Origin of the sequence: Rhizobium sp. IY2, from assembly GCF_047532935.1 — a bacterium.
Lineage (GTDB): Bacteria > Pseudomonadota > Alphaproteobacteria > Rhizobiales > Rhizobiaceae > Rhizobium > Rhizobium anhuiense.
The window spans coordinates 919,223-941,262 of the sequence record NZ_JBLKNU010000002.1; the positions used below are offsets into that span (position 1 = coordinate 919,223).

Below are 22,040 nucleotides of genomic sequence, written 5' to 3' on the forward strand. Positions count from 1 at the left end.
TCGCATCGCACAAAACTTGCGCAATTGCGAAAGTGACATCAGTTAAAACGAAAGAAATACGAATGTCAAACGAATGTTTCGCAGATCACCACCTTGATCTGGACGATTTTTAGGCCGGATCAGGATAAAATGAGAATTGTCATCTGAATCAAAGGCATAGAGCATCGTGCGCTTTCGAAAGGCGCTGATGCTTTTCAGCCCTATCCGCTAGCGCGATCTGCCGTTCGTTTCGATCAGCTTCACATTGTTTTCGAGGCAGAGATTGCGGATCGACGCCACCGGACAGTGGTCGGTGATGAAGGTATGGACCTGCGAAAGCTGGCCGATCCTGACCGGTGCAGTGCGTTCGAACTTCGTCGAATCGGCAACCAGGATGACATGCCTGGCATTGGCGATGATCGCTTGAGCCACCTTCACCTCGCGAAAATCGTAGTCGAGAAGCGCGCCGTCCACGTCGATCGCCGACGCGCCGATCACGGCGTAATCGACCTTGAACTGACGGATGAAATCGACGGCCGCTTCACCGACGATCCCGCCGTCCGAACCACGCACGACCCCGCCGGCGATCACCACCTCGATCGCCGGAAAGGAACGCAACCTATTGGCAACGTTGATATTATTGGTGATCACCATCAACTCGTGGTGATTGGCGAGCGCCTCGCCCACCGCCTCGGTCGTCGTTCCGATATTGATGAAGAGCGAGGCGCCGCTCGGGATCAACTCGACCGCGGCAATGCCGATCGCCTGCTTCTCGGAAGCGGCGATCTGTCGGCGCGCCTCGTATTTGACGTTCTCGGTGCCGCTCGGGAATGTGGCACCGCCATGAATACGTGTCAGCACCTGTGCGTCGCAGAGATCGTTCAGATCCTTGCGGATCGTCTGCCGCGTCACGGAAAAGCGAGAGGCAAGCTCCTCGACCAGAACCCTGCCGCTCGATTTCGCAATCGCCACGATTTCGGTTTGCCGGTCGGTCAAGAACATGGGCGCATACCTTTCGTATCTGCTTTCGTTTTAAAGAAAGCGAAGGGCAGCGCAATGCCTATCTGTTACCAGTTCGCCCTCGCGGCTCGAATCTCACGCTATCGCTTCCGCATCACGTTGACGATGAGCACACCGAGGATTGCCATGACGCCACCGACCGCACCGAGCACCGTTGGCGTTTCGCCCAGCCAGACAAAACCGATTAGCGTGGCGACCGGCGGAACGCCGTAGAGGAAATTCGAAGCGCGGGCGGCCGTCAGCCGCTTCAATGCGATCGCCCAGGTGAGATAGCCGATCACAGTGGGGAAGATGACGAGATAGGCAACGCCCCAGTTCACTTCGGCCGGTGCGGCCGCGAGCGCCTGGATTGTCGCCGGGACGGCCGGAAACAGCGGCACGGAACCGATGAGCAGGATCCAGGCGGTGACGGCAAGCGCCGGCAGCCGTCCAAGCAGCGGCTTCTGCAGCACGCTGGCGATCGCCGAGCAGAGCGCTGCACCAAGGATCATGACCGCATTTGGATCGAGCTTGAAACCGTCTTCGGAGGCGACCGCAATCAGCGCTACGCCGCCGAAGGAAACCGCGGTACCCGCCCAGCCCCAGCGGCCAAAGCGCTCGCCGAGCGCGAATGTGGCAATCAGGGCAGTGAAGACGGGCATGGTGTTGATGATGAAGCTCGCCGGCCCTGCCGCAACCGTCTGCTCGCCGGTGTTCAACAAAACCGCATAGGCGGCGATGAAAAGCACGGCGGCAATGGAGAGGCGGAGGAAATCGCGCCTTTCCGGCATCGGCCGGTAGATGACGAGGTAGACGAGGGCGATGGCGCCGGCTGCCACATAACGCGCCGTCGCCAGTTCGATCGGCGTCAGCGGTCCGAGACAGATGCGGATCACCACGAAGGAGGACGCCCAGAAGAGGATGGTAACGAGGATCGCCGCAAAGGCCACCATATCGAACCCGCCTTGCTGTTTCGCCGTAACCGGTGCGCTTGCCGCCATGCTCATTTTCGCCTCCATCTGTTTCCGTGAGAATGGATTAGGGCTTCGATCCGTGCTTGAAAAGCATCGCAATCGATGATCAAATGTGCGTATGGTTCACAGCTCGCCCGTGCTTCCGCCCCTCGACACGCTCGAGACCTTTGCCCGCGCCGCCCGGCTCGGATCGTTTTCGGCCGCGGCCGAGGAAAGCGGCATCACCCATGGCGCGGTGTCGCGGCAGGTCTCGCGCCTGGAGCGCTGGATGGGCGTGCGGCTGTTTGCCCGCGAAGCCCGAGGTGTGCGCCTGACGCCGGAAGGTATGCGGTTTTTCGCGCGGGCGGAGGAAGCGCTGGCGCTGCTCGGCAATAGTGGCGAGCGCTGGCTGCCCCGCCGCAACAAGGCGGTAGTGCGCCTCTCGGTAACGCCCTCCGTCGCCTCGCTATGGCTGTTTCAGCGCCTGCCGAAGCTTGAGGGAAACGAGTTGCATGTCGAGTTGACGCTCGAACATCGGCTGGCGGATTTCGGCGAAGGCACGGATCTTGCCATCCGCTGCGGAAAGGGGCCGTGGGCGGGCGTGCGCGCCCTGCCGCTCTGGCAGGAGAAATCGTGTCCGATCGCTGCCCCTGCGCTGGCGGACCGGCTCGGACAGCGCTCAGATGCCTTGTCGCTGCTCGAACTGCCGATCCTGCACGATTCGAACATCGAAGGCTGGCGCCGCTGGCTCGCCCGCGAGGGTGTCGACTATACGCCGCGCGGCCATGACCGGCGCTTCGAAGACTATAATCTGGTGATCGACGCCTGTGCGCAGGGGCTCGGCATCGCGCTGGCGCGACCGCCGCTGTCGGATGCGGCGCTGGCGGCCGGGCGCGTCGTCACTGTCTCGGAACGGACGCTCGATTATCACGTGGCCTTTCACCTGATCCGCCCGGACGATGCGCTTCGAGGCCCCGCCATCGAATTTGCCAGCCGCTTCCTGCGTGAGGCCGGCCATGACGCGGCGACGATCGCCGCCTTTATCGCACCCGGCCGGCCGAAGACGTAAGCGGAAGATGCGGCACCGGCCGCATCCGTTCGTTATTCCTCCGGGAACTTCAGGCGCATTTCCTTCGCCAGTTCGAAACCGGCAGCCCTATAAACGGGTTCGCCGGCATCCGAGGCATGGATGACGACCGTCGTGCAGCCGATCGATTTCAGATAATCGACGGCCTTGTTGGTCAGCGCCAATGCGATGCCGCGCCGACGGAAGGCGTCGGCGACATAGACGGACCAGATATAACCGAACAGCCGCTGTTCCGGACGGATGACCTCCGGAAACGGCGATTGGTGCAGCTGGCAGGATGCAGAACCGGCGATTTCACCGTCGACGATCGCAAGGAACGAGGTCAGGCGGCGCTCTTCGCGACCGCTTCTGATGAAAGACAAGATCCGCGCCGCCGCATCGGAGCTGTAGTGTTCCGGTGGTGTGCCGTAGCTGTCCCAGATCTTCAGATAGTGCCCCACCAGGACCTCGTCCTCGTCGGGCGTTGCCATTCGAATATCCATCATGTCGTGATCCGGCTTGGGCATGCGAGGGCGCGAAATCGCTCCTCAGAAGAGTTGGCGCCTCCCCACCGCCATGCGGCAGGAGGCGCCAAAAGAGAACATCAATTCGCTGCCGTCAGCGTCATCGAGGCGCTGCCTGCCGCAACGTTGAGGCCGAGCTGGCCGGTCAGGCTGACCGTCTGCAGATGGATCGAGCCGGAGGTACCGCCGACCAGGAGATTGGCGCCCACACCGGCGCCGAGCGTGGCTTCGGCGGTAGCGCCGACATAGAGGCCGGCGAGCGAGCCGCGGTGATAGCCGGCGGTCGGCGCAAACACGGCCCAGATCAGGCGGCTGCGCGTGGTGAAACCAAGGTCGATGCCAAGTTTTCTCACTTCGCCGGTATAACGATCCGAAAGCTCGTTGCCGACGGTCGACTGGAAAATGCAATCGGCTTCCTTGGATGAACCGAGCACATAACCCGTGCCGCCGCCGATATCGCAGGTAAGATAACCGATCTTCACGCCATTGCGCAGGTCCGGCTCTTCATATGTCCTTGTGACGAGGTCGGCTGCATTGGCCACCCCCGCTCCGACAAAGGTCAACGATACCGCGGCAAAGGCCGTCGCAAGAATTTTGTTCATAAGTCTCTCCTTCTCAAATCGTGACGGGAGCATACCCGGCTACTCGCCACCAGATTCGGCAACAGATAACGGACGGAACCGCAAAACGATCCCGAACCGGCATCATTTACGCATCGCATGTCAAAGCGCATGGGAAGGCGCAAGCGACAAACAAGCCTACGGTTCAGCCCCATTGGGACATTTCGAAGGCACCTTTTCGCGGCATTCGATTATTTCATGATCTTATCCGGAATGGTTGCCAGAAAGGCACATCGATCTCGACCGGTGACATCCGGCTGAGCGGCCGGTGACCACAAGGCTCGGTCTGGCCGCCTCTGTTCATTTGCGGCGCTACCATTTCTGCCGAAGCCAGAGTGTCAGGAAACCGGCAACGACAGCGGCAGCCGCGCTGAACAGTATGGGGCCCAGATAGCTACCGGTTTTATCGAATACGAGCCCCGCCATTGTTGGCCCCAGCAAAGCAGCCACACCCACGGCCGTATAGAGATAGCCCAGTATCGTTCCGATATGACGGGTGCCGAAGAGATTGGCGGCGACGGCCGGATAAAGGCCGACACAGCCACCATAACTCGCCCCGAACAACAGGGCGAAAAGCACCATCATGGCCATGCCGTTGGCAGCGGACCACAGGACGAATGAGCCGGCAACAGCAAAGGTAAGAATTGTCAAAAGGCGCAAGGAACCGATGCGGTCGCCCAAACCGGCCAGCACGAAACGCCCAAAGATGTTTCCGACGCCGATGAGCGCTATAAGGATTGTACCGCTTTCAAGCGACAGACCCATGTCATGCGCTGCCGGGACGATATGCACATAGGGAATGAATGTGCAGAACGACACCAAGAGCAGCATGATGTAGAACAGGCTGAAACGGCCATCGCGCCATACGGTGAAAGGGCTGGGCCGGTCGCTGGATCGCAGTTCTGAAGGAATGCTGTTGTCTTGGCGTCTACGCACGAGCATTGCCGCCGGCAGACCGATTGCGGCTATGACAACCGCCAAAGCGATGAAACATCCACGCCAACCAAGCCCGGAGACAAGCCGGCCGGTCGTAAACGGCAGCAAGAGTGTGCCGAGGCCGATGCCGGCCGTAGCAATGCCGGACGCGCGGCTCCGCTTGAGGATAAACCAAGACTGCACAGCTCCAACCGCCGGAACATAAGAGAGGCCGATCCCAACCCCCACCCCGGCACCGTACCAAATGTAGAGCGAGGCCAGCGACTGTGCCTGGCTGGCTCCGACGTAACCGATGATCATTGCCACCAAACCGGTCGCTATGACGGCGCGGGACGACCAGCGATCGGCAAGCGGGCCGGCGATTGCGCCCAGCGAATAGAACACCAAAGCCGAGATGGAGAAGACAAGCGCGATCTCGCCACGCGATGCCGCGAATTCCTCGGAAAGACCGGGAAACACAGCGGAGAAGGCGTAGGCTGATCCGAAGGTTACAGCTGTCAGCGCATGCGCTCCACGGACGACCCACCATCCGCTTGGTGAGTCCGCGTCTTCGGACAGTGAAACAGGTGAAAATATGGATGGCAAAATCAATCGGCCTTTCAAAATACTTATCGCTCGGAGTATTGCGCAGTCCCGCACCGACGCAAGTCGCAACGCAATGCCTGCATGATTTTCTCACGCGCGAGTTGTCACACCATCCCTAACGATAAATTCCTCGCGCAAGTCAGCGGTTCATGCGATGCAAGAAATCGACGGGAGAGGCAGCGGATCGCAACGGTGTGATGGCTATGGAAACTGTTGAAAAATCGAATAATTCCAATCCACATTTGCCAGAGGGATATTCTCTGGTCCCCAAGGGTAAACTGGCAAATGCCGTCACCTGTCTGGAGATGACGGAGAAGCCGGCCTCCAGGGAAGCCAAGCTTATCCCTGGGATCTCTTTGGAGCGGATGACAGCTCCCGATCTGATGGCATATCGCCAGCTTTTCCGGCTGGTCGGAGAGGATTGGATGTGGGTTTCGCGCTTGGTCATGCCCGATGACAGGCTGACGGCCATTATCAACGACCCGCTGGTGGAAATATACGTCCTCCTGGCGGACGGACGACCGTCCGGCATGCTGGAGCTTGATTTCCGGCAACATGGCCGGTGTGAACTGGTTTTCTTTGGAGTTGCCAAAAGTTCGATCGGAACCGGTGCGGGGCGCTATCTCATGGACAAGGCGTTATCGATTGCCTGGGCGCATCCCATCGAACGGCTTTGGGTCCACACCTGCCACTTCGATCATCCGAATGCATTGCCGTTCTATCAGCGGTCCGGTTTCAAGCCATATGCTTTCATGGTCGAAGTGGCAGATGATCCCAGACTAACCGGTGTGTTGCCAAGGACGGCAGCGCCTCATATCCCAATCCTCGATTAGGTGCCATTTATCGCAAAACGGCCATCTTTCATTCTGCCTTAGGCGCAGAATTTTTAACTGCCCTGGCCCAGTAAAATAAAAACCCGGCGATATGTCTCGCCGGGTTTTTATACTTTATCTGTCCGCACTATACTTTTCGCATCAGGCGCATGACGATCGATACGACGAACAGCACCAGGAAAATGAAGAACAGAACCTGGGCAATGGAAGCTGAGGCCCCTGCGATGCCGCCAAATCCGAGGACGCCGGCAATCAAGGCCACAACGAGAAACACCAGAGCGTAGTAAAGCATCGCAATCTCCTTTTACGTTGCTGCGGAGATAACGGAGGCCGCCCCATTTGGTTCCCGTCGGCCTGACAGTGGGCGCATGCATGCCGCCTCGACTTCAGTCAGCCGAGGTGAAAGACGCCGTTATACGTCCGGTCGCCTTCATTCGGTTCGGGAGGTTCGGCCGCATCGAGATAAGCCTTGAGCGGCCCGGTCAATACGAACCAGATGCTTGCCCCCAGCATGAAATAGGCTCCCACCGGATCGTCGATGCGGGCGATGAACGGAAGGCAGGCAGATGCGAACAACACGATGATCCGCACCGACCACTCCGCCTCGCGTTTGGCGATGGCGCGCGCTCTCAGCGACTTGTATTCCCGCGCGCCGTAACCGCCTCCCCCTGCCTTTGCCGCCGAAAGCAGCTTTCGCACTGAGGGCAGGGCCAGCATGACCAGCGCGGCAACGCTGAGCGCGAAAGGCTTGCCGGCTACGACCTGGCCGCTCGCGATCAGCAGAAAGGAGAGCACGACGAGATTCCATGTCGGCTCCAGCAGCTCCGGCGGTTGCCGCGTGCGCAGATGCCAACTCCGCAGCAAGCCCGCCGCGCCGTGCAGTAGCGGCTGATCGATATAGCGATTGATCCAGTCCATGCCGATGCGCCCGTCCCCGATTGCATGAAGAGGGCTCCGAACACCACGGAATTTGGTCATCATCGTGGCGATAGCCGCCGAATCTGTTCTTCGCGTGAACGAAACTTGCCGAGACGCATCACAGTCGCAAAATCTGAAGGCGACCTCGGAACGCGGCGACACCAGCTTAGCGCAACTCCTGCGCGACCTCCCAGACATGGCCCGACGGATCCGCAAAGGCCGCCGTCCGGCGGCCCCATGGACGATCGACGGGACCATTGAGCAGCGTTACCCCGAGTTTGCGCAGTTCTGCGCAAACTGCATCGACATCATCGACCTTGATCGTCAGCAGTACGCGTGCCCCCGAACCGGGGGACGACACGGCGGATGGCTCGACCAGCTGAGGCGCTTGCGCAGCATCGAGCAGGTTGATCATCGTTCCTGAGAATTTCAGCACGCAGGATACTGCGTCCTGAAAGACGACATCAGGTGCGAAGACCTTTTGGTAGAATGCTTTGGCCTCGCCGATATCATCGACGAACAGCGTGACGACTTCGATCCGATCCAACTGCATGGGCATTTCTCCTCCGTTGCTCCGAGCGGCCAACGATATCGCTGGCCGGCTCTTCACTGGTCGTTTCGACGCCGACGGTTTCGACATGCCGGGGCAAAAATGCCGTCAGCTTCGCAGGCCGGGCGCCTCCTGGCCGGTGCGCGCCACATATTCGGTATAGCCGCCGCCATATTGGTGGACGCCGTCGGGCGTCAGCTCCAGCACCCGGTTGGAGAGCGCGGCCAGGAAATGCCGGTCGTGCGAGACGAACAGCATCGTGCCTTCATATTGCGACAGCGCCTTGATCAGCATTTCCTTGGTGTCGAGGTCGAGATGGTTCGTCGGTTCGTCGAGCACGAGCAGGTTCGGCGGGTCGAACAGCATCATCGCCATGACGAGGCGCGCCTTCTCACCACCTGACAGCACGCGGCACCGCTTCTCGACATCGTCGCCGGAGAAGCCGAAACACCCGGCCAGCGCGCGCAAGGGCCCCTGCCCCGCCTGAGGAAACCGGTCTTCCAGCGCTTGGAAGACGGTATGCTCGCCGTCGAGAATATCCATGGCGTGCTGGGCGAAATAGCCCATCTTGACGCTGGCGCCGAGAGCCACACTGCCTTGGTCAGGCTCGGCGGTGCCCGTCACCAGCTTCAGCAGCGTCGATTTGCCGGCGCCGTTGATACCCATGATGCACCAACGTTCCCGCCGCCGCACCATGAAATCCAGCCCCTCATAGATGCTTCGACTGCCGTATTTCTTATGCACGTTCTTCAGGTTGACCACGTCCTCACCGGATCGCGGCGCCGGCTGGAACTCGAAAGAGACGGCCTGGCGGCGCTTGGGCGGCTCCACCCGGTCGATCTTCTCCAGCTTCTTGACGCGGCTCTGCACCTGCGAGGCATGCGAGGCGCGGGCCTTGAAGCGCTCGATGAACTTGATTTCCTTGGCGAGCATTGCCTGCTGGCGCTCGAACTGAGCCTGCTGCTGCTTCTCGTTCTGCGCCCGCTGCTGCTCGTAGAATTCATAATCGCCGGAATAGGCCGTCAACGTGCCGCCGTCGATCTCGATGATCTTGGTGACGATGCGGTTCATGAATTCGCGGTCATGCGAGGTCATCAGCAGCGCGCCCTCATAACCTTTGAGGAACTCCTCCAGCCAGATTAGGCTTTCCAGATCCAGATGGTTGCTCGGCTCGTCGAGCAGCATGACGTCAGGACGCATCAGCAGGATGCGGGCGAGCGCCACGCGCATCTTCCAGCCGCCCGATAGCGCGCCGACATCGCCGTCCATCATCTCCTGGCTGAAGCTCAGGCCCGCAAGCACTTCGCGCGCCCGTCCCTCCAGCGCATAACCGTCCAGTTCCTCATAGCGCGCCTGCACCTCGCCGTAGCGCTCGATGATCTCCTCCATATTGTCGGCCTGCTCGGGATCGGCCATGGCGGCTTCGAGCTCGCGCAATTCGCCGGCAACGATGCTGACGGGACCTGCGCCATTCATCACCTCGGCGACGGCGCTATGGCCCGACATCTCGCCGACATCCTGGTTGAAGTAGCCGATGGTGACGCCCTTCTCGCAGGAGACCTGCCCCTCATCGGGCTGCTCCTCGCCGTTGATCATCCGGAAGACGGTCGTCTTGCCGGCGCCGTTCGGACCAACCAGGCCGATCTTCTCGCCTCGATTGAGGGCCGCGGACGCCTCGATGAAGAGGATACGGTGGCTGAGCTGCTTGCTGATATTTTCGATACGGATCATGATTTGCGCGGCGCCTGGAGAAGGAGATTTTGGCGCGCTTATGCCATGCAAGGAAACCGCAGGATAGCCCTGTTTCCTGTCCTCTCGATCAAGAGTACGACGCCGAAAAGCGAGTGCGGATTTCGGACGGCATCTTGCTCACCTTCTTTAATTTGGAACAGGATTGGATAATATCGGAACTCACGCCAACGGAGACCTGTGCCAATGAGCGTTCGTCCGCCGCAGTCCTTCCGACAATCCCAGCAGGATAAAAGCGGCTTCAACGTCCTCGAATACGAGCTGATGTCGGAACGCGCGGATTCGCTCGGACGTCACGGGCTGAAGGTGGAGGCGGCACTTGCCGCCCTGAAGGCCTGGGCTCCCGATCACCAGACCGCTGAGGAACGCGAGAGGCTTCTCAATGAAGCATCCGACGCCGTCTGGGCATTCTTCATCCAGCGTGAGATATGCGGGTTGCGGAACAACCGTGACGCTATTCAGCGCTACGGCATTCCGAATGAAGTGATCGCGAGATTAGGCGCGGTGCGGAAATAAGCACCGCGACGGCACTGCTATTGTCATCGTGGCTGCCGTCCCGCCTCTCTCAATGGGGTGGAAATACCCGGTGCGGAAAGGTATGGCTTGGTGCCGCACCAATGCGAAAGGGAGCCGCGATGCCAAGCTCAATCCGGATCGGGAATCAAGATCTCGCCGTCGAAGTCTCCTCGCTCGGCGCCGAGATGCAGGCGCTGACGACAAGCGATGGACGCTCGTGGTTATGGACCGGCGATGCGGCCTTCTGGACCGGGCGGTCGCCGATCCTGTTTCCGATCGTCGGCAAGGCGCCGGACGACAAGATAGCGATCGACGGCGCGGTCTATCCGATGGCCCAGCATGGTTTTGCCCGCCGCAGCGAATTCGCGCTTGCCGGATCCACCGCAACGATGTGCCGCTACGAACTCATCGCCTCGGAGGAGACGCGGGCAGTCTATCCGTTCGATTTTCAGCTGGCTGTGGTGCATGCGGTCGAGGGCCGTGCGCTGACGGTGACGGCGGAGGTTGCCAATCGCGACCAGAAGCCGATGCCCTTCGGCCTCGGATTCCATTCGGCTTTCGCCTGGCCGCTGCCCGGCGCTGCCGGGCGCGACCATATCGTGACGCTCGACAATGAAGGCGAGCCGGGTCTTGTGCGGTTGGCGGGTGGCCTGATCAACCCTGCGCCTCTGCCCTCGCCGTTTGATGCCGGTCGGCTGATGCTCGATCACGCGATGTTCGAACAGGATGCGATGATCTTTCCGAGTGGGGCGGGCAAAGGCTTGAGTTATGGCGCCGAAGGCGGGCCGACCATGCGGTTCCATTTCGAAAACCTGCCCAATCTTGCGCTCTGGACCAAGCCGGGTGCGCCTTTCCTCTGCATCGAGCCCTGGCATGGAACGGCCGCGGAAGCTGGAGCATCGAGCGAGCTTTCGGCGAGGCCGTCCACCACGATCCTGGCGCCGGGCGCTGTGGCCCGCTTCGCCTTCACGGTCGAAATTCCGCAATAGAGAAAGCGCTCGCCGGGAAGGCGGGCGAGCGCTGTCGTTTCAGTGAGCGCCGGCGCCACCACCGGCACGCGGTTTTTGGGTGAGCAGCAGGGCGACGGCTGCGATGGCAAGAACCACGCCGATAACGGCGAAGGTATCGCTGAAACCCATGATCAGAGCCTGGCGTTTGACGACCTGACCCAGCGCCACGACGGCCTTCTGGGCTGCGACGGCATGGTCGGAGACGCCGTGCGACAGGAAGTAGCCTGTCATCTGGTCGAGGCGATTGCGGACTTCGTCGCGGCCGAGCGTCACCGACTGGCCGATGATGTTCGAATGGAACTGCTCGCGTTTGGTCAGCACCGTGCCGAGTGTCGCCGTGCCGACGGCGCCGCCGAGATTGCGCAGCATGTTGGTCAGGCCGGAAGCGGCGGCGGCATCTGCAGGTGCAATGCCGGCAGTGGTGATGGCGGTGATCGGGGTCAGCACCAGAGCCTGGCCGATGGCGCGGACAATGTTGGGGATCCAGAACTGATCGCCCGCGGTATCGGCCGAAAGCATGATGTTCATGAAGTAGCTGATCGCAAAGATCGAAATGCCGAGGAAGCCGATGTAGCGGGCATCGAAGCGCTTCATCATCATCGGCACGAGCGGGATCAACAGCAGCTGCGGCAGGCCGGTCCAGGCCAGCACGTTGCCGATCTGCTCGGCATTGTAGCGCTGCACCTGGCCGAGATATTGCGGCAGGATATAGACGGTGCCGAAAAGGGCGACGCCGACCAGCACGTTGACCGCAACGCCGATGCCGAAATTGCGCTGCTTCAGCAGGCTGAGCTTGACCAGCGGCTTCTTCACGGTGAGCTCGATCCAGATGAAGGCGACGAGGAAGACGACGGCGAGGATGCTGAGCTTGACGATAAAGGGCGAGGAGAACCAGTCCTCCTTGTTGCCTTCTTCAAGCACCGTCTGCAATGCCGACAAACCGATTGCCATCGTGACGATGCCCGCCCAATCGCCTTCCCTCAGCAGGCCGAGCTGCATCGGCTGCTTGTCGAGCGTCAGGGCAAGGGCGACTGCCATGATGGCACTCGGGATGGCGTTGATAAAGAAGATCGTCTGCCAGCCGTAATTTTCGGTGAGATAACCGCCGATGGTCGGGCCGATTGCCGGCGCGAAAGTGACCGAAAGCGCGAAGATCGCCAAGCCGAGCGGCTGCTGGTTCTTCGGCAGCTTGGTCAGCACCATGGTGAAGGCCATCGGGATCAGCACGCCGCCGGCAAAACCCTGCAGACCGCGCAGCAGGATCATCGTGCCGAGATCATGGGCGAAGGCGCAGGCGATCGAAAACAGCGGGAAGAGGATCGAATTCACCAGGATATAGCGGCGGAACGAGAAGACGTTGCTGAAATAGGCCGTCAGCGGAATGACGACGATCTCGCCGATCAGATAGGAGGTGGAAATCCAGGCGCCGTTGTCGACGCCTGTTCCGATCCCGCCCTCGATGTCGAGAAGCGAGGCATTGGTGATCTGAATGTTGAGGATCGCCATGAAGGCGCCGATCATGCCTGCGAGAACGGCGATCCAGTCCCGGGTGCTAGCCCCGGTCCTTTGTTGCGGAACGGCGATGGCTGTTGCTGTGATGGTGGACATGACACAAACTCCTCGCCGCTGGCCTAGCTGCGATCGTTCTTGGTATTGATATCAGGCTGAACGGACATGCCGGGGCGCAGATCGCCGTTTGCGGCGGCATCGCCGTCGAGCAGGATCTTCACCGGAATGCGCTGAACGACCTTGGTGAAGTTGCCGGTGGCGTTATCGGGCGGCAGCAGCGCGAATTCCTGGCCGCTTGCCGGAGCGAGGCTGTCGACATGGCCGTGATAGGTGCGGCCGGGGAACATATCGACCTCGATCTCGACCGGCTGACCGGCCCGCACGTCGGTCAACTGCGTTTCCTTGTAGTTGGCTATGACATAGGCAGCCGTCGTCGGCACGACCGACATCAGCTGAGTGCCGGCCTGGACATATTGTCCGACGCGCAGCGTCCGGTTGCCGACGGTGCCGTCGACCGGGGCTGTTATCGTCGCATAGGAAAGGCTGAGCTCGGCCTGGCGCTGGACGGCCTGGCTGCGCGCAAGAGAGGCCCTCGCCTGGGCAAGCTCGGCATTGAGAAGATCGACCTGCTTGACGGCGGCATCGAGCGAGGCGCTGTCGCGCACGATGGTGGCCTGAGCGGCGGCGATCTGCGAGGCGGCCTGCTGGGCGGTCTGGACCGGGGCATAACCGCTGGTGGCAAGGTTCGAATAACGCTTGTTGTTCTGCTCGGCGAAGGTCTCGTTGGCGCGATCGACGTCGACGGTCGCGCGGGCCGCAGCGATCGTCGACTGCTGAATCTCGAGCGACGCCTGCTTGGCGCTGACGGTAGCTTCCGCGGCAGCGACATCGGCCTTGGCCTGATCGAGGGCCGCCTTGAAGTCGCGATCGTCGATGCGGGCAAGCGGCTGGCCGGCCTTGACGGTCTCGTTGTCCATGACGAGGACCTCGGCGAGATAGCCGGAAACCTTCGGGGCAATCGTGCTGTTGTCGGCCTTCACATAGGCATCGTCGGTCGAGATATGGAAGCGGCCGACCGTCCAGTAATCATGGCCGTAATAGGCGCCGGCGGCGATCAGCACCAGTGCGGTGGCGCCAAGTAGCAGCGATCGGCCGCCGCGCTTGCGGGCAGGCTTTTTCTCGGAAATCGGAGCGGCAGCTTCGGCGATGCGCGGCGGCTGGCCCGCGTCCAGGCTGGCCGGGGCGGCTTCGGCGACAGTTTCGGGAGCAGCGTTGTTGTTGAGGGCATGCAGCGTCTTGATGGTCATTGTCTTTCTCCGGATGACGGTCGCCGTCTCTTGGGCTGCGGCCTCTGAAGTCAGGTGGAATCCTAATTAGGAAACTTGATGTTTTCCAAAATATGCTCTATAAAATCGATGTCAACAAGAATTTGGAAAATTGCGATGGTCCAAAATCAACAAATCGAGAAGAGGCCGCGCGGCAGGCCGCAGATACGCTGTGACGACGACACCAAGGGTCTGATCATCAAGGCAGCAAACACCCAGTTTCACGAGAATGGCTACGCGGCGGCAAGCATCGCCACGATCGCCCAGGAGGCCGGCGTTTCCACAAAGACCCTCTACCGGCTGTTTCCGACCAAGGCCGATCTCTTCGCCAGCATGATCTCCGAGCGTATCGTCGGTTTCCTGCTTGCGCTCGATCCCGCAACGCTCGCCACTGCAGACCTGAGGGACGGGCTGGAGCGCATGCTGATGGCCTATGGCATGCTGTCGCTCTCGGACGAGACGGTCACCATCATGCGCCTCGTGATCGGCGAATCGGACCGCTTTCCGGAGATCGCCACGTCCTTCTACGAACAGGCGATCCTGCGCACCAATGAGCTGATGGAGGACTGGCTGCGCCGCCAGGTCGAGCGCGGCCTCATTGCGCTCGACGATCCGCATTTGGCCTGCGGCATGCTGCGCGGCATGATGGCCATGGAGCCGCAGCGTGCGGCGATCCTGCGCCAGGAACCGCCGCCCAAGATCGAGGCGATCCAGGCGCGGGCAAAGATGTGCGCCGATCTTTTCTTGAAGGGTTGCGCGCTCTGAAGCGTCCTTCGGGCTTCAGAGCGCGATAATTTCCGCCGAAGGGCGCTGCGCGAACAGGGGACGCCCTCAGTTCGGCGGGGCGCCCAGCGCATGCAGGATGCCGCGCAGCTCGGCAAGGCCGCGCATGCGGCCGATGGCGGGGTAGCCTGGTGTGACGACCTTGTCGAGATCGTCGAGCATGCGGTGGCCATGGTCCGAGCGGAAGACAATGGTGTCCTGCGCGCCGCGGCGGCGGTCTTCCGCCACCAGTTCCCGGAGGACCGCGACCATATCGACGTCGCCTTCCAAATGCGCGCTTTCATGGAACGTCCGGCCGTCGCCTTCGCGCGTCGTGGCGCGCAGATGGGCAAAATGAATGCGCGAAGCAAAACGCCGGGCGATCGCCGGCAGATCGTTTTCGGCGCGCACCCCGAGACTGCCGGTGCAATAACACATGCCGTTCGCCGCCGATGGCACCGCATCGAAAAGAGCGGCATAATCATCGGCCGTCGAGGCGATGCGCGGCAGGCCGAACAGCGAACGCGGCGGATCATCGGGATGCAGCGTCAGCTTGACACCGCGCGCTTCGGCAGCCGGCGTCACCGCCTCCAGGAATTCGATCAGGTGCCGGCGCAGCCTGGCGGCATCGATACCGCTATAGGCGACCAGCTTTTCGCGGAAGGCCGGAATGGTCAGAGGTTCGGTGGTCGAGCCAGGCAGAGCCGAGGTGATGATACGGGTGATGTCGGCGATCTCGTCGTCCGTCATCGCCTCGAAGACGATACGCGCCCGTTCGCGGTCCTCCGCGGAATAGTGCTGCGCCGCATCCGGCCGTTCCAGAATGAAGAGATCGAAGGCCGCGAAGCGCTCGTGGTCGAAGCGCATGGCGGTGGCACCCGTCGGCGTCACGAAATCGAGTTCGGTGCGGGTCCAGTCCACCACCGGCATGAAATTATAGCAGACAATCGGAATGCCGCAGGCGGCCACCGCTTCGAGGCTGGCGATCCACGCCTCGATTTCGGCTTTGGCCTCCCCACCCTTGCGTTTGACGGCGTCGGGGATCGGGATGCTTTCGACGACCGACCAGACGAGCGGCGAACGGTCGCCAGGCGTCGTCTCGATCAGAGACTGGCGCTCGCGCACTTCCGTTTCCGTCCAGGCCCTGCCGATCGGCACCTGATGCAGCGAAGAGACAATATTCGTCGCACCCGTCTGGCGGACGTCATCCAGCGTCACCGGCGCTTCCGGTCCGAACCATCTCCAACCCTGTCGCATCCTTCGTCCTTCCCTCGCCTTTTCGTTTCATGTTCGCCTGCCGTCAGCAGAAATAATCGGGGTAACGTGCGCGCAGTTCGTCGACATCGGGAATGACCGCGCTCAGGTGATGGGTCATCGCGCTGCGTGCCGCCACCGCATCATGGGCGGCGAGCGCATCGCGGATGATCATATGTTCGTGCACCACATTGTCCATGCGCCCGAGAACCGGCAGCGTCAGCCGTCGTGCTCGATCGAGCTGCACCTTGACCGTTTTCAGGGTCGCCCAGATGCCGGGATAACCGGAGATCTGTGCGATTGCCTCGTGAAAGGCCTCATCGTCCTCATGGAAATTCGAGGCATTGCCGGCCGCAGCATGGGTCTGCTGCCGCGCGATGATGGCGTCGAGACGGGCAATGTCTGCGGCGGTGGCGGTCAGGGCCGCGGTCTCGACAGTCGCGCCTTCGAGCGCCTTGCGCACGACGACCGCCTCGGGGATCGCCGAAACCGGCACCCGCGACACGACGGTGCTCGACTGCGGATAGATATCGACCAGTCCGCCTTCGGAAAGCCGGAGCAGCGCCTCACGTACCGGCGTGCGGCTGACGCCGAAATCATCGGCGATCCGCTTTTCCTGCAGCAGCATGCCGGGCGGCATTCGCAATGACACGATGTCGGCATGCAGGCGCTCGTAGATTGCGCCGGCCGCGGTGATACGGCGCAACCTGCCGGCAACCTCTTGCGGGGCCGGGACGACCAAAACTTCGGTTTCTGATGCCTGCCGCATAACGATACCGGGACGCTGAACCTATCTGGCATACTAGTATATTAGTTTTGTCCCCATGCCAAGACGCACTACGGTCGAGTGACGGCATGAACCTGACGAAATCAGAAGCAAACTTTGTTTGGAACTTAGGTCGGTCGAGTTGGTTGAGAACTCCAAGGAGGCGCTCATGAAAAACCCAGCACGACGCAAGATACGCGAAAGCGCGACCGACGGTGACCGGCCGGAAGTTCCGTCCGCCACGAAAACAAGCGGACGGGAGATGGCTCGGCGAGCCGCAACCGATATCAACAAGCAGAGCGTCGCGTCGCCGGCAGCCACCCGCGAGGAGGAGATCCGAAAAAGGGCCCATTCTCTGTGGGAGAAGGAAGGAAGGCCGGACGGCAAGCATCAGCATCACTGGAGCCTGGCTGAACATGAACTCGATGCACAGCAGGGCGAGGCTGACAATCCTCCAAGCCTTGCAGCATTGCGAGAGGCCTCACGCGAACATACGGATGCATTCCTCGTCAAGACGGATCTCGAAGACGCGGATCAACGCGAAGCCTCCCCCGGCACACGCGAGCAGGATTGAACTTTCTGCTTCGCGCCACTCTCAGGAAAGGTCCTCGACATGGCCGACAAACAGAACTTGAACGCCGGATTCACCGGCACGCCCACCGAGCAGCCGGAGGGATTGACCAAGGTCGCGAAGTCGGCCGCCAACGAGGTGAAGCGCGAGGTCTATGCCGTCGCCTCCGGCGCGAGGGATCACCCGCAAGCAGCAAGCGCATTGTTGCTCGCCACCGGCATGCTGGCATTCGGCCTCGGCTACTTCCTCGGTCGATCATCGGCGGAAAGTTCGACTCGCGCATACTGGCGATAGTAACGGACAGGTCGATGAAGCACATGAATTGGCTCTTCAGCTAGCCCACTCGGCTGCCCACAACGGCTTTCCGACCGTGGGAACAACACCGGCGTTCGCGGCTGAGCGTCTGTCAGCCGGAACCAGCTGCCGGATGTCTCAGGCGGCGGTAGTGGTTTCGGCACCGGTGAACGCGAGATCCGAGACCTCGCCCGTTGATGAATAGCCAGAGACGAGCTCCGCCAACATCGACCGCGCTGCGGTCATATCGTTCCGATCCAAGACGACATTGAGTGAGGTGAGCTTTTTCGAAAGCTCCGGCCAGAAGAGGAAATCCTCGCGCGCCTTCATGATCCGGGGATGTTCGGTCGTTTCTGGATTATCCCCGATCAACAGTTCTTCATAGAGTTTCTCGCCGGGCCTGAGGCCGGTGACGGAAAGCTCGATGTCCCCTTCGGCATTGTCCTCGTCGCGAACCGTCAGCCCGGAAAGCTCCACCATCTTGCGGGCGAGATCTGCGATGCGAACGGGCTCACCCATGTCGAGCAGGAAAACATCTCCGCCCTCGGCCATCGCGCCAGCCTGGATAACGAGTTGCGAGGCTTCCGAAATGGTCATGAAATAGCGGGTTATATCAGGGTGTGTCAGCGTCACGGGACCACCTTCCTTGATCTGCTGCCGGAAAAGCGGCACGACCGAACCGGAGGAGCCAAGGACGTTTCCGAAACGCACCATGGAGAAATTCGTTTGCAGTCTGTCAGTCGTCGACTCTGCTGCGAGCGCCTGCAGAACCATCTCCGCCAGCCGCTTGCTGGCGCCCATCACATTTGTCGGACGCACGGCCTTGTCCGTGCTGATCAGCACGAAATTCGAGACGCCGTTCTTGTTCGCCGCGCGTGCCGTGACCAGCGTCCCCATGACGTTGTTCTTGATGCCTTCCACGGCATTATGTTCGACAAGAGGCACATGCTTGTAGGCGGCGGCATGATAAAGCGTCTGAGGTCGCCAGCTCTGCATGATATGCTCGATGCGATCCTGATCACGGACGGAACAGAGAATCGGGACAATCTGCAGATTTTCATGCTTGTACAGTTCGGCCAGCTTCTGCAGCTCGGCGTGGATATTATAAAGCGCAAACTCATTCTGATCGACGAGGATCAGGCTGGAAGGGCTATTACGCAAAATCTGACGGCATAATTCGCCGCCGATCGAGCCGCCGGCACCCGTGACCATCACCACCTTGTTGCGCATCGCCTTGTCGAGCAAGGCCTGCCGCGGCGCAACCGCTTCTCTTCCGAGCAGATCTTCGATCTCCAGTTCACGGATGTCGGAGACGGCGATCCGCCCCTGAGCCAGGGCCGTAAGATCCGGCAATGTGCGAACGTTCACCCTGGCTGTGCGAATATGCTCCAGGATTTCGTTGCGGCGCTGCCGCGATGCCGATGGAAGAGCAAGAAGCACATTGTGCACGCCAAGCGTTTCGGCGAGCACCGGAAGATCCGAGGGATCGTAGATCGGCAGGCCGCCCATGATGCCGCCCTTGAGGCGCGGATCATCGTCGAGATAGCCGACAACATTGAGTTCGGCACTGTTCGTCAGGGCACCCGCCAGCTGCCGCCCGGCACTCCCTGCCCCGTAGATCAGCACCTTGGCGACCGTATTCTTGTTAAGGATGCGCTGGTAGGCATCCCCGAGCCAGTAACGGATACCCAACCTCGACAGGCCGATCCCGATCAGCAGCAGGAAGGGCTGGAGAATGCCGACGGTTCTCGGAACGCCCGGGACGCTGAGCGCCGTAAATATCGTCATGAAGGCGACGCCGTAGATGGCAATGGCCTTCAGAACCGCGATGAAAGCCGCCAGGCCGGCATAACGGAAGATCGCCCGATACATGCCCATGACGATGAAGATCGGAAGTGCCATGCACAACGAAACAAAGACCGGCAACCACTGCACGCCGGTCAGCACCGTCCATTCGTTCAGGCGGAAGCAATAGGCGAGCCAGATCGTCAGAATGCAAAAGCAGGAATCCACCAGCAAAGCCAGTGCGCGTTTGGCAACACGCGGCATCGCCAGGAGAGGAGCGACGAGCGCTTGCATCGGCAGTAACAACCATCCTGAGCGCGGCGTCCCAGCGGGGGTATTTTCAGGCATTGCTTACCAGCGTCTCGCAGATCAATCAGACAACCACCTTCTTGTCACTTTCTCCAACGAGCGCAACTGAAATAATCGGAAATCAAGGCCTTCTGCACCGCTAGTCTATCAGAAGTAGGTAACTTAATGCCTGATACCCTTGCGGCGAATGACCTTCTCGGCGGTCAAGAACAGGATGCGCATATCGAAGCCGAATGAGCGCCGCTCGAGATATTCGACATCGAATTTCACCTTCTCCGGGATCGGCAATTCGTCGCGCCCGTTGATCTGCGCCCATCCCGTCAATCCAGGCAGGAGCTTGTCGACACCGTGCGCCGTGCGCAACTCCATCAGATCATATTGGTTGTAGAGCGCCGGCCGCGGACCGACGAAGCTCATCTTCCCCTCGAGAATGCACCAAAGCTGCGGCAGTTCGTCGAGGCTGGATTTGCGCAGAAACGAGCCGATGGGTGTCAGAAACCGATCCGGATTGTCGAGCAGATGCGTGGCAACCGTCGGCGTGTCGACACGCATGCTCCGGAATTTCGGCATCAGGAAGATCTGGTTGAAACGACCGATCCGTTTTGACCAGTAGAGAACCGGTCCTGGCGAGGTTAAGCGAACACAAAGAGCGACGATCAGGATCGGAACGAGCAGGACCACCGATGCAAGCAAAGCCAGGAAAAAATCCACCGCCCGTTTCAAACCCATGCTCCGCAGCTCTTCCGCCCCACCGACGACCATCCGCCATTTGCGATTTCGCCCTGCCGTATCGTCAAAAAGCGTTTCGCGTCAACTGCGGGACGCAGTGTTTCCGCAGTTTGTGGCGGCGGGCAGTTGGGCGATTGCCCGCATAGGTGCGGTCAATTCGGCTCTGCTAATCATCGGTGGCCAGATGGTCAGGCGACGCAAAGGCGGCGGCACACAATAGCCAAGCGTCGTGCCGCGCTTCCGCTGCCATTGCAGGGGCAATTTCATCGGCCGGTCGCAAGTCACGGGGATGGATGGACGGCGGGAAAGCGTCCCGGCCGCATTTGCTCTTTCATTCAGCCCTTAGTCGCCCGGCCACATTCATGAGCATCCTGTCGGCGCTCCTTTCGCCTAACAAGGAAAGCGAAACTTTCCCCACGTAACTGGCAATTGGAAGAGCCAGTTGCGGGCAGCAGCTAAGGCCCGAAAGACACAGAAGCTCGATGCAGGCGGAACGGAATCTAGCGAAGCTTTCTGCGCCGGCATCGCGCGCTGGCGGGTTCATGGCCAAGGTCGGAAGAGCGACAATCACATTTTCGCACAGCAATCGGTCGATCTCCGCGGAAAAGAGCTTGGCGATCGCACGTGCCTCACGCACCTCCTCGTCATCCAGACGAGATCCTGACAGAAGGCGCGAAGCAATATCGGGAGCAATGGCTTCAGGGCCCCGCTCGAAGAGTGTTTTGTTGCTGTCCCAGGCTTCCCTTTGCAGGATGGTGATGAACGCCGAAGCAAGGTCGGCGAGGCTGAACGAGGAGATCGCATCTATCCTGCGGACAGGTATGGCCGCTGATCGAAGGCTGGCGGTCATCTCGTCGGCAAACGCGTCGTCGATGGTTGCGAAGATATCCGCGGAAATGAGAATAGATGATGGTCGGTCATCTGCCGCGGGCATGCCGACGGCGCTCATCACCGCAGCCATTGGTTCCAGGCTTCTCGTGATGAAACCCGGCACGTCGAAGCTTGGCGCCAGCGGACGCAGTGCCCGGTTGTCGAGGCTTCCATGTGTCGGCCGCCAGCCGATGAGGCCGTTGACGGCGGCCGGCAGCCGGATGGAGCCGGACGTGTCTGTTCCAAGCCCGATATCCGCAAGGCCCGCAGCAACCGCGACGGCCGAGCCCGACGACGACCCGCCGGGGATGAGATTGGGATCGCGCGGATTGATCGGCATACCGAAATGGATGTTGCCGCCGATCAGGGAATAGGCGAGCTCATCCGTATTGGTTTTGCCGACGAAGCAGGCGCCGGCATCGAGCAGTGTTCGGACCAGAGGCGCCGTCGATGTCTTGATGCCGGAGGCAGCAAGTACCGTGGCGTTGCCGGCCGCTGTGGGATAGCCGGCAACGTCGAAAAGGTCTTTGACCGCCAGTCGAAGGCCGGAAAGCGGGCCGCTGGCCGCGTGCCCGACATCCGCATCCGGATAGGGCATGAAAGCGTTCCATGGGTCTCGCACTTGCGC

General features: G+C 60.9%; 23 protein-coding genes and 1 pseudogene. 8 read left to right on the plus strand and 16 right to left on the minus strand.

The genetic code is table 11. The features are described from left to right. Nucleotides 1-207: 207 nt before the first annotated feature. Together ACMUVN_RS12995 and ACMUVN_RS13000 are read right to left on the minus strand one after the other, a co-directional pair. Entirely contained in the window at nt 208-981 is a 774-nt protein-coding gene (locus ACMUVN_RS12995) for a DeoR/GlpR family DNA-binding transcription regulator (RefSeq protein ID WP_063476188.1), read from the minus strand. A gap of 98 nt (nt 982-1,079) precedes the next feature. Next, nucleotides 1,080-1,997, minus strand: a complete 918-nt coding sequence (locus ACMUVN_RS13000) for a DMT family transporter (RefSeq protein ID WP_183844817.1) — start codon at nt 1,995-1,997, stop codon at nt 1,080-1,082. 73 nt (nt 1,998-2,070) lie between these two features. Between ACMUVN_RS13000 and ACMUVN_RS13005 the strand changes: the two genes are divergently transcribed. Beyond that, nucleotides 2,071-3,000 carry a LysR family transcriptional regulator gene (locus ACMUVN_RS13005; RefSeq protein WP_028756515.1) on the plus strand — a complete coding sequence of 310 codons (930 nt, stop codon included), beginning with the start codon at nt 2,071-2,073 and terminating at the stop codon, nt 2,998-3,000. Between the two features lie 32 nt (nt 3,001-3,032). Here ACMUVN_RS13005 and ACMUVN_RS13010 read toward each other — a convergent pair whose 3' ends face one another. The 3 genes from ACMUVN_RS13010 to ACMUVN_RS13020 form a co-directional block, all read right to left on the minus strand. Continuing rightward, on the minus strand, nt 3,033-3,500 hold the full coding sequence (locus tag ACMUVN_RS13010) for a GNAT family N-acetyltransferase (RefSeq protein ID WP_245434846.1): 468 nt from the start codon (nt 3,498-3,500) through the stop codon (nt 3,033-3,035). Nucleotides 3,501-3,601: 101 nt separating this feature from the next. Beyond that, nucleotides 3,602-4,123 carry a DUF992 domain-containing protein gene (locus tag ACMUVN_RS13015; protein WP_063476190.1) on the minus strand — a complete coding sequence of 174 codons (522 nt, stop codon included), beginning with the start codon at nt 4,121-4,123 and terminating at the stop codon, nt 3,602-3,604. Between the two features lie 330 nt (nt 4,124-4,453). Beyond that, on the minus strand, nt 4,454-5,668 hold the full coding sequence (locus ACMUVN_RS13020; protein ID WP_097594740.1) for an MFS transporter: 1,215 nt from the start codon (nt 5,666-5,668) through the stop codon (nt 4,454-4,456). Between the two features lie 197 nt (nt 5,669-5,865). On the opposite strand from ACMUVN_RS13020, the gene ACMUVN_RS13025 reads away from it, so the two are divergent. Then, entirely contained in the window at nt 5,866-6,495 is a 630-nt protein-coding gene (locus ACMUVN_RS13025) for a GNAT family N-acetyltransferase (protein WP_097544705.1), read from the plus strand. Between the two features lie 127 nt (nt 6,496-6,622). Here ACMUVN_RS13025 and ACMUVN_RS13030 read toward each other — a convergent pair whose 3' ends face one another. The 4 genes from ACMUVN_RS13030 to ACMUVN_RS13045 all read right to left on the minus strand — a co-directional run bounded on the left by ACMUVN_RS13030 (nt 6,623) and on the right by ACMUVN_RS13045 (nt 9,694). Then, nucleotides 6,623-6,787, minus strand: coding sequence for a DUF1328 domain-containing protein (locus ACMUVN_RS13030; protein ID WP_028756510.1), 165 nt, complete (start codon nt 6,785-6,787; stop codon nt 6,623-6,625). Nucleotides 6,788-6,885: 98 nt separating this feature from the next. Next, on the minus strand, nt 6,886-7,476 hold the full coding sequence (locus ACMUVN_RS13035; RefSeq protein WP_047613252.1) for a hypothetical protein: 591 nt from the start codon (nt 7,474-7,476) through the stop codon (nt 6,886-6,888). A 103-nt stretch (nt 7,477-7,579) separates the two neighbouring features. Further along, entirely contained in the window at nt 7,580-7,972 is a 393-nt protein-coding gene (locus ACMUVN_RS13040; protein WP_097594739.1) for a VOC family protein, read from the minus strand. Between the two features lie 99 nt (nt 7,973-8,071). Beyond that, nucleotides 8,072-9,694 carry an ABC-F family ATP-binding cassette domain-containing protein gene (locus tag ACMUVN_RS13045; protein WP_097594738.1) on the minus strand — a complete coding sequence of 541 codons (1,623 nt, stop codon included), beginning with the start codon at nt 9,692-9,694 and terminating at the stop codon, nt 8,072-8,074. 204 nt (nt 9,695-9,898) lie between these two features. Between ACMUVN_RS13045 and ACMUVN_RS13050 the strand changes: the two genes are divergently transcribed. Continuing rightward, nucleotides 9,899-10,228 carry a DUF6665 family protein gene (locus tag ACMUVN_RS13050; protein WP_047613256.1) on the plus strand — a complete coding sequence of 110 codons (330 nt, stop codon included), beginning with the start codon at nt 9,899-9,901 and terminating at the stop codon, nt 10,226-10,228. A 119-nt stretch (nt 10,229-10,347) separates the two neighbouring features. Beyond that, nucleotides 10,348-11,217 (plus strand): aldose 1-epimerase family protein, encoded by an 870-nt coding sequence (locus ACMUVN_RS13055; RefSeq protein ID WP_097594898.1) that lies wholly within the window; start codon nt 10,348-10,350, stop codon nt 11,215-11,217. Nucleotides 11,218-11,256: 39 nt separating this feature from the next. On the opposite strand, the gene ACMUVN_RS13060 is transcribed toward ACMUVN_RS13055, so the two are convergent. Next, nucleotides 11,257-12,846, minus strand: a complete 1,590-nt coding sequence (locus ACMUVN_RS13060; RefSeq protein ID WP_414815149.1) for a DHA2 family efflux MFS transporter permease subunit — start codon at nt 12,844-12,846, stop codon at nt 11,257-11,259. Between the two features lie 23 nt (nt 12,847-12,869). Further along, entirely contained in the window at nt 12,870-14,054 is a 1,185-nt protein-coding gene (locus ACMUVN_RS13065; RefSeq protein WP_097594736.1) for an HlyD family secretion protein, read from the minus strand. A gap of 135 nt (nt 14,055-14,189) precedes the next feature. Here ACMUVN_RS13065 and ACMUVN_RS13070 point away from each other — a divergent pair, with 135 nt between their 5' ends. Beyond that, on the plus strand, nt 14,190-14,837 hold the full coding sequence (locus tag ACMUVN_RS13070) for a TetR/AcrR family transcriptional regulator (RefSeq protein ID WP_047613259.1): 648 nt from the start codon (nt 14,190-14,192) through the stop codon (nt 14,835-14,837). A 66-nt stretch (nt 14,838-14,903) separates the two neighbouring features. Here the strand turns inward: ACMUVN_RS13070 and uxuA are convergent, their stop codons facing one another. Both uxuA and ACMUVN_RS13080 read right to left on the minus strand, forming a co-directional pair. Next, nucleotides 14,904-16,091: a mannonate dehydratase gene (gene uxuA, locus ACMUVN_RS13075; RefSeq protein ID WP_097594735.1), complete on the minus strand. Its 1,188-nt coding sequence runs from the start codon at nt 16,089-16,091 to the stop codon at nt 14,904-14,906. A gap of 43 nt (nt 16,092-16,134) precedes the next feature. Continuing rightward, nucleotides 16,135-16,857, minus strand: a complete 723-nt coding sequence (locus tag ACMUVN_RS13080; RefSeq protein WP_028756500.1) for a GntR family transcriptional regulator — start codon at nt 16,855-16,857, stop codon at nt 16,135-16,137. Nucleotides 16,858-17,023: 166 nt separating this feature from the next. Between ACMUVN_RS13080 and ACMUVN_RS13085 the strand changes: the two genes are divergently transcribed. Both ACMUVN_RS13085 and ACMUVN_RS13090 read left to right on the plus strand, forming a co-directional pair. Continuing rightward, a complete protein-coding gene (locus ACMUVN_RS13085; RefSeq protein WP_097594734.1) occupies nt 17,024-17,428 on the plus strand; it encodes a DUF2934 domain-containing protein in 405 nt (134 codons plus the stop codon). A 39-nt stretch (nt 17,429-17,467) separates the two neighbouring features. Beyond that, nucleotides 17,468-17,719: a hypothetical protein gene (locus ACMUVN_RS13090; RefSeq protein ID WP_047613262.1), complete on the plus strand. Its 252-nt coding sequence runs from the start codon at nt 17,468-17,470 to the stop codon at nt 17,717-17,719. Nucleotides 17,720-17,857: 138 nt separating this feature from the next. Here ACMUVN_RS13090 and ACMUVN_RS13095 read toward each other — a convergent pair whose 3' ends face one another. Continuing rightward, nucleotides 17,858-19,852 carry a polysaccharide biosynthesis protein gene (locus ACMUVN_RS13095; protein WP_047613263.1) on the minus strand — a complete coding sequence of 665 codons (1,995 nt, stop codon included), beginning with the start codon at nt 19,850-19,852 and terminating at the stop codon, nt 17,858-17,860. 123 nt (nt 19,853-19,975) lie between these two features. Further along, complete coding sequence (locus tag ACMUVN_RS13100; RefSeq protein ID WP_028756496.1) at nt 19,976-20,542, minus strand: sugar transferase; 567 nt, start codon at nt 20,540-20,542, stop codon at nt 19,976-19,978. Nucleotides 20,543-20,651: 109 nt separating this feature from the next. Here ACMUVN_RS13100 and ACMUVN_RS13105 point away from each other — a divergent pair. After that, nucleotides 20,652-20,732, plus strand: a pseudogene (locus ACMUVN_RS13105) (EamA-like transporter family protein); the annotation flags it as partial. A gap of 141 nt (nt 20,733-20,873) precedes the next feature. Here ACMUVN_RS13105 and ACMUVN_RS13110 read toward each other — a convergent pair. Beyond that, nucleotides 20,874-22,034 (minus strand): amidase family protein, encoded by a 1,161-nt coding sequence (locus ACMUVN_RS13110; RefSeq protein WP_183844819.1) that lies wholly within the window; start codon nt 22,032-22,034, stop codon nt 20,874-20,876. Nucleotides 22,035-22,040 lie beyond the last annotated feature (6 nt).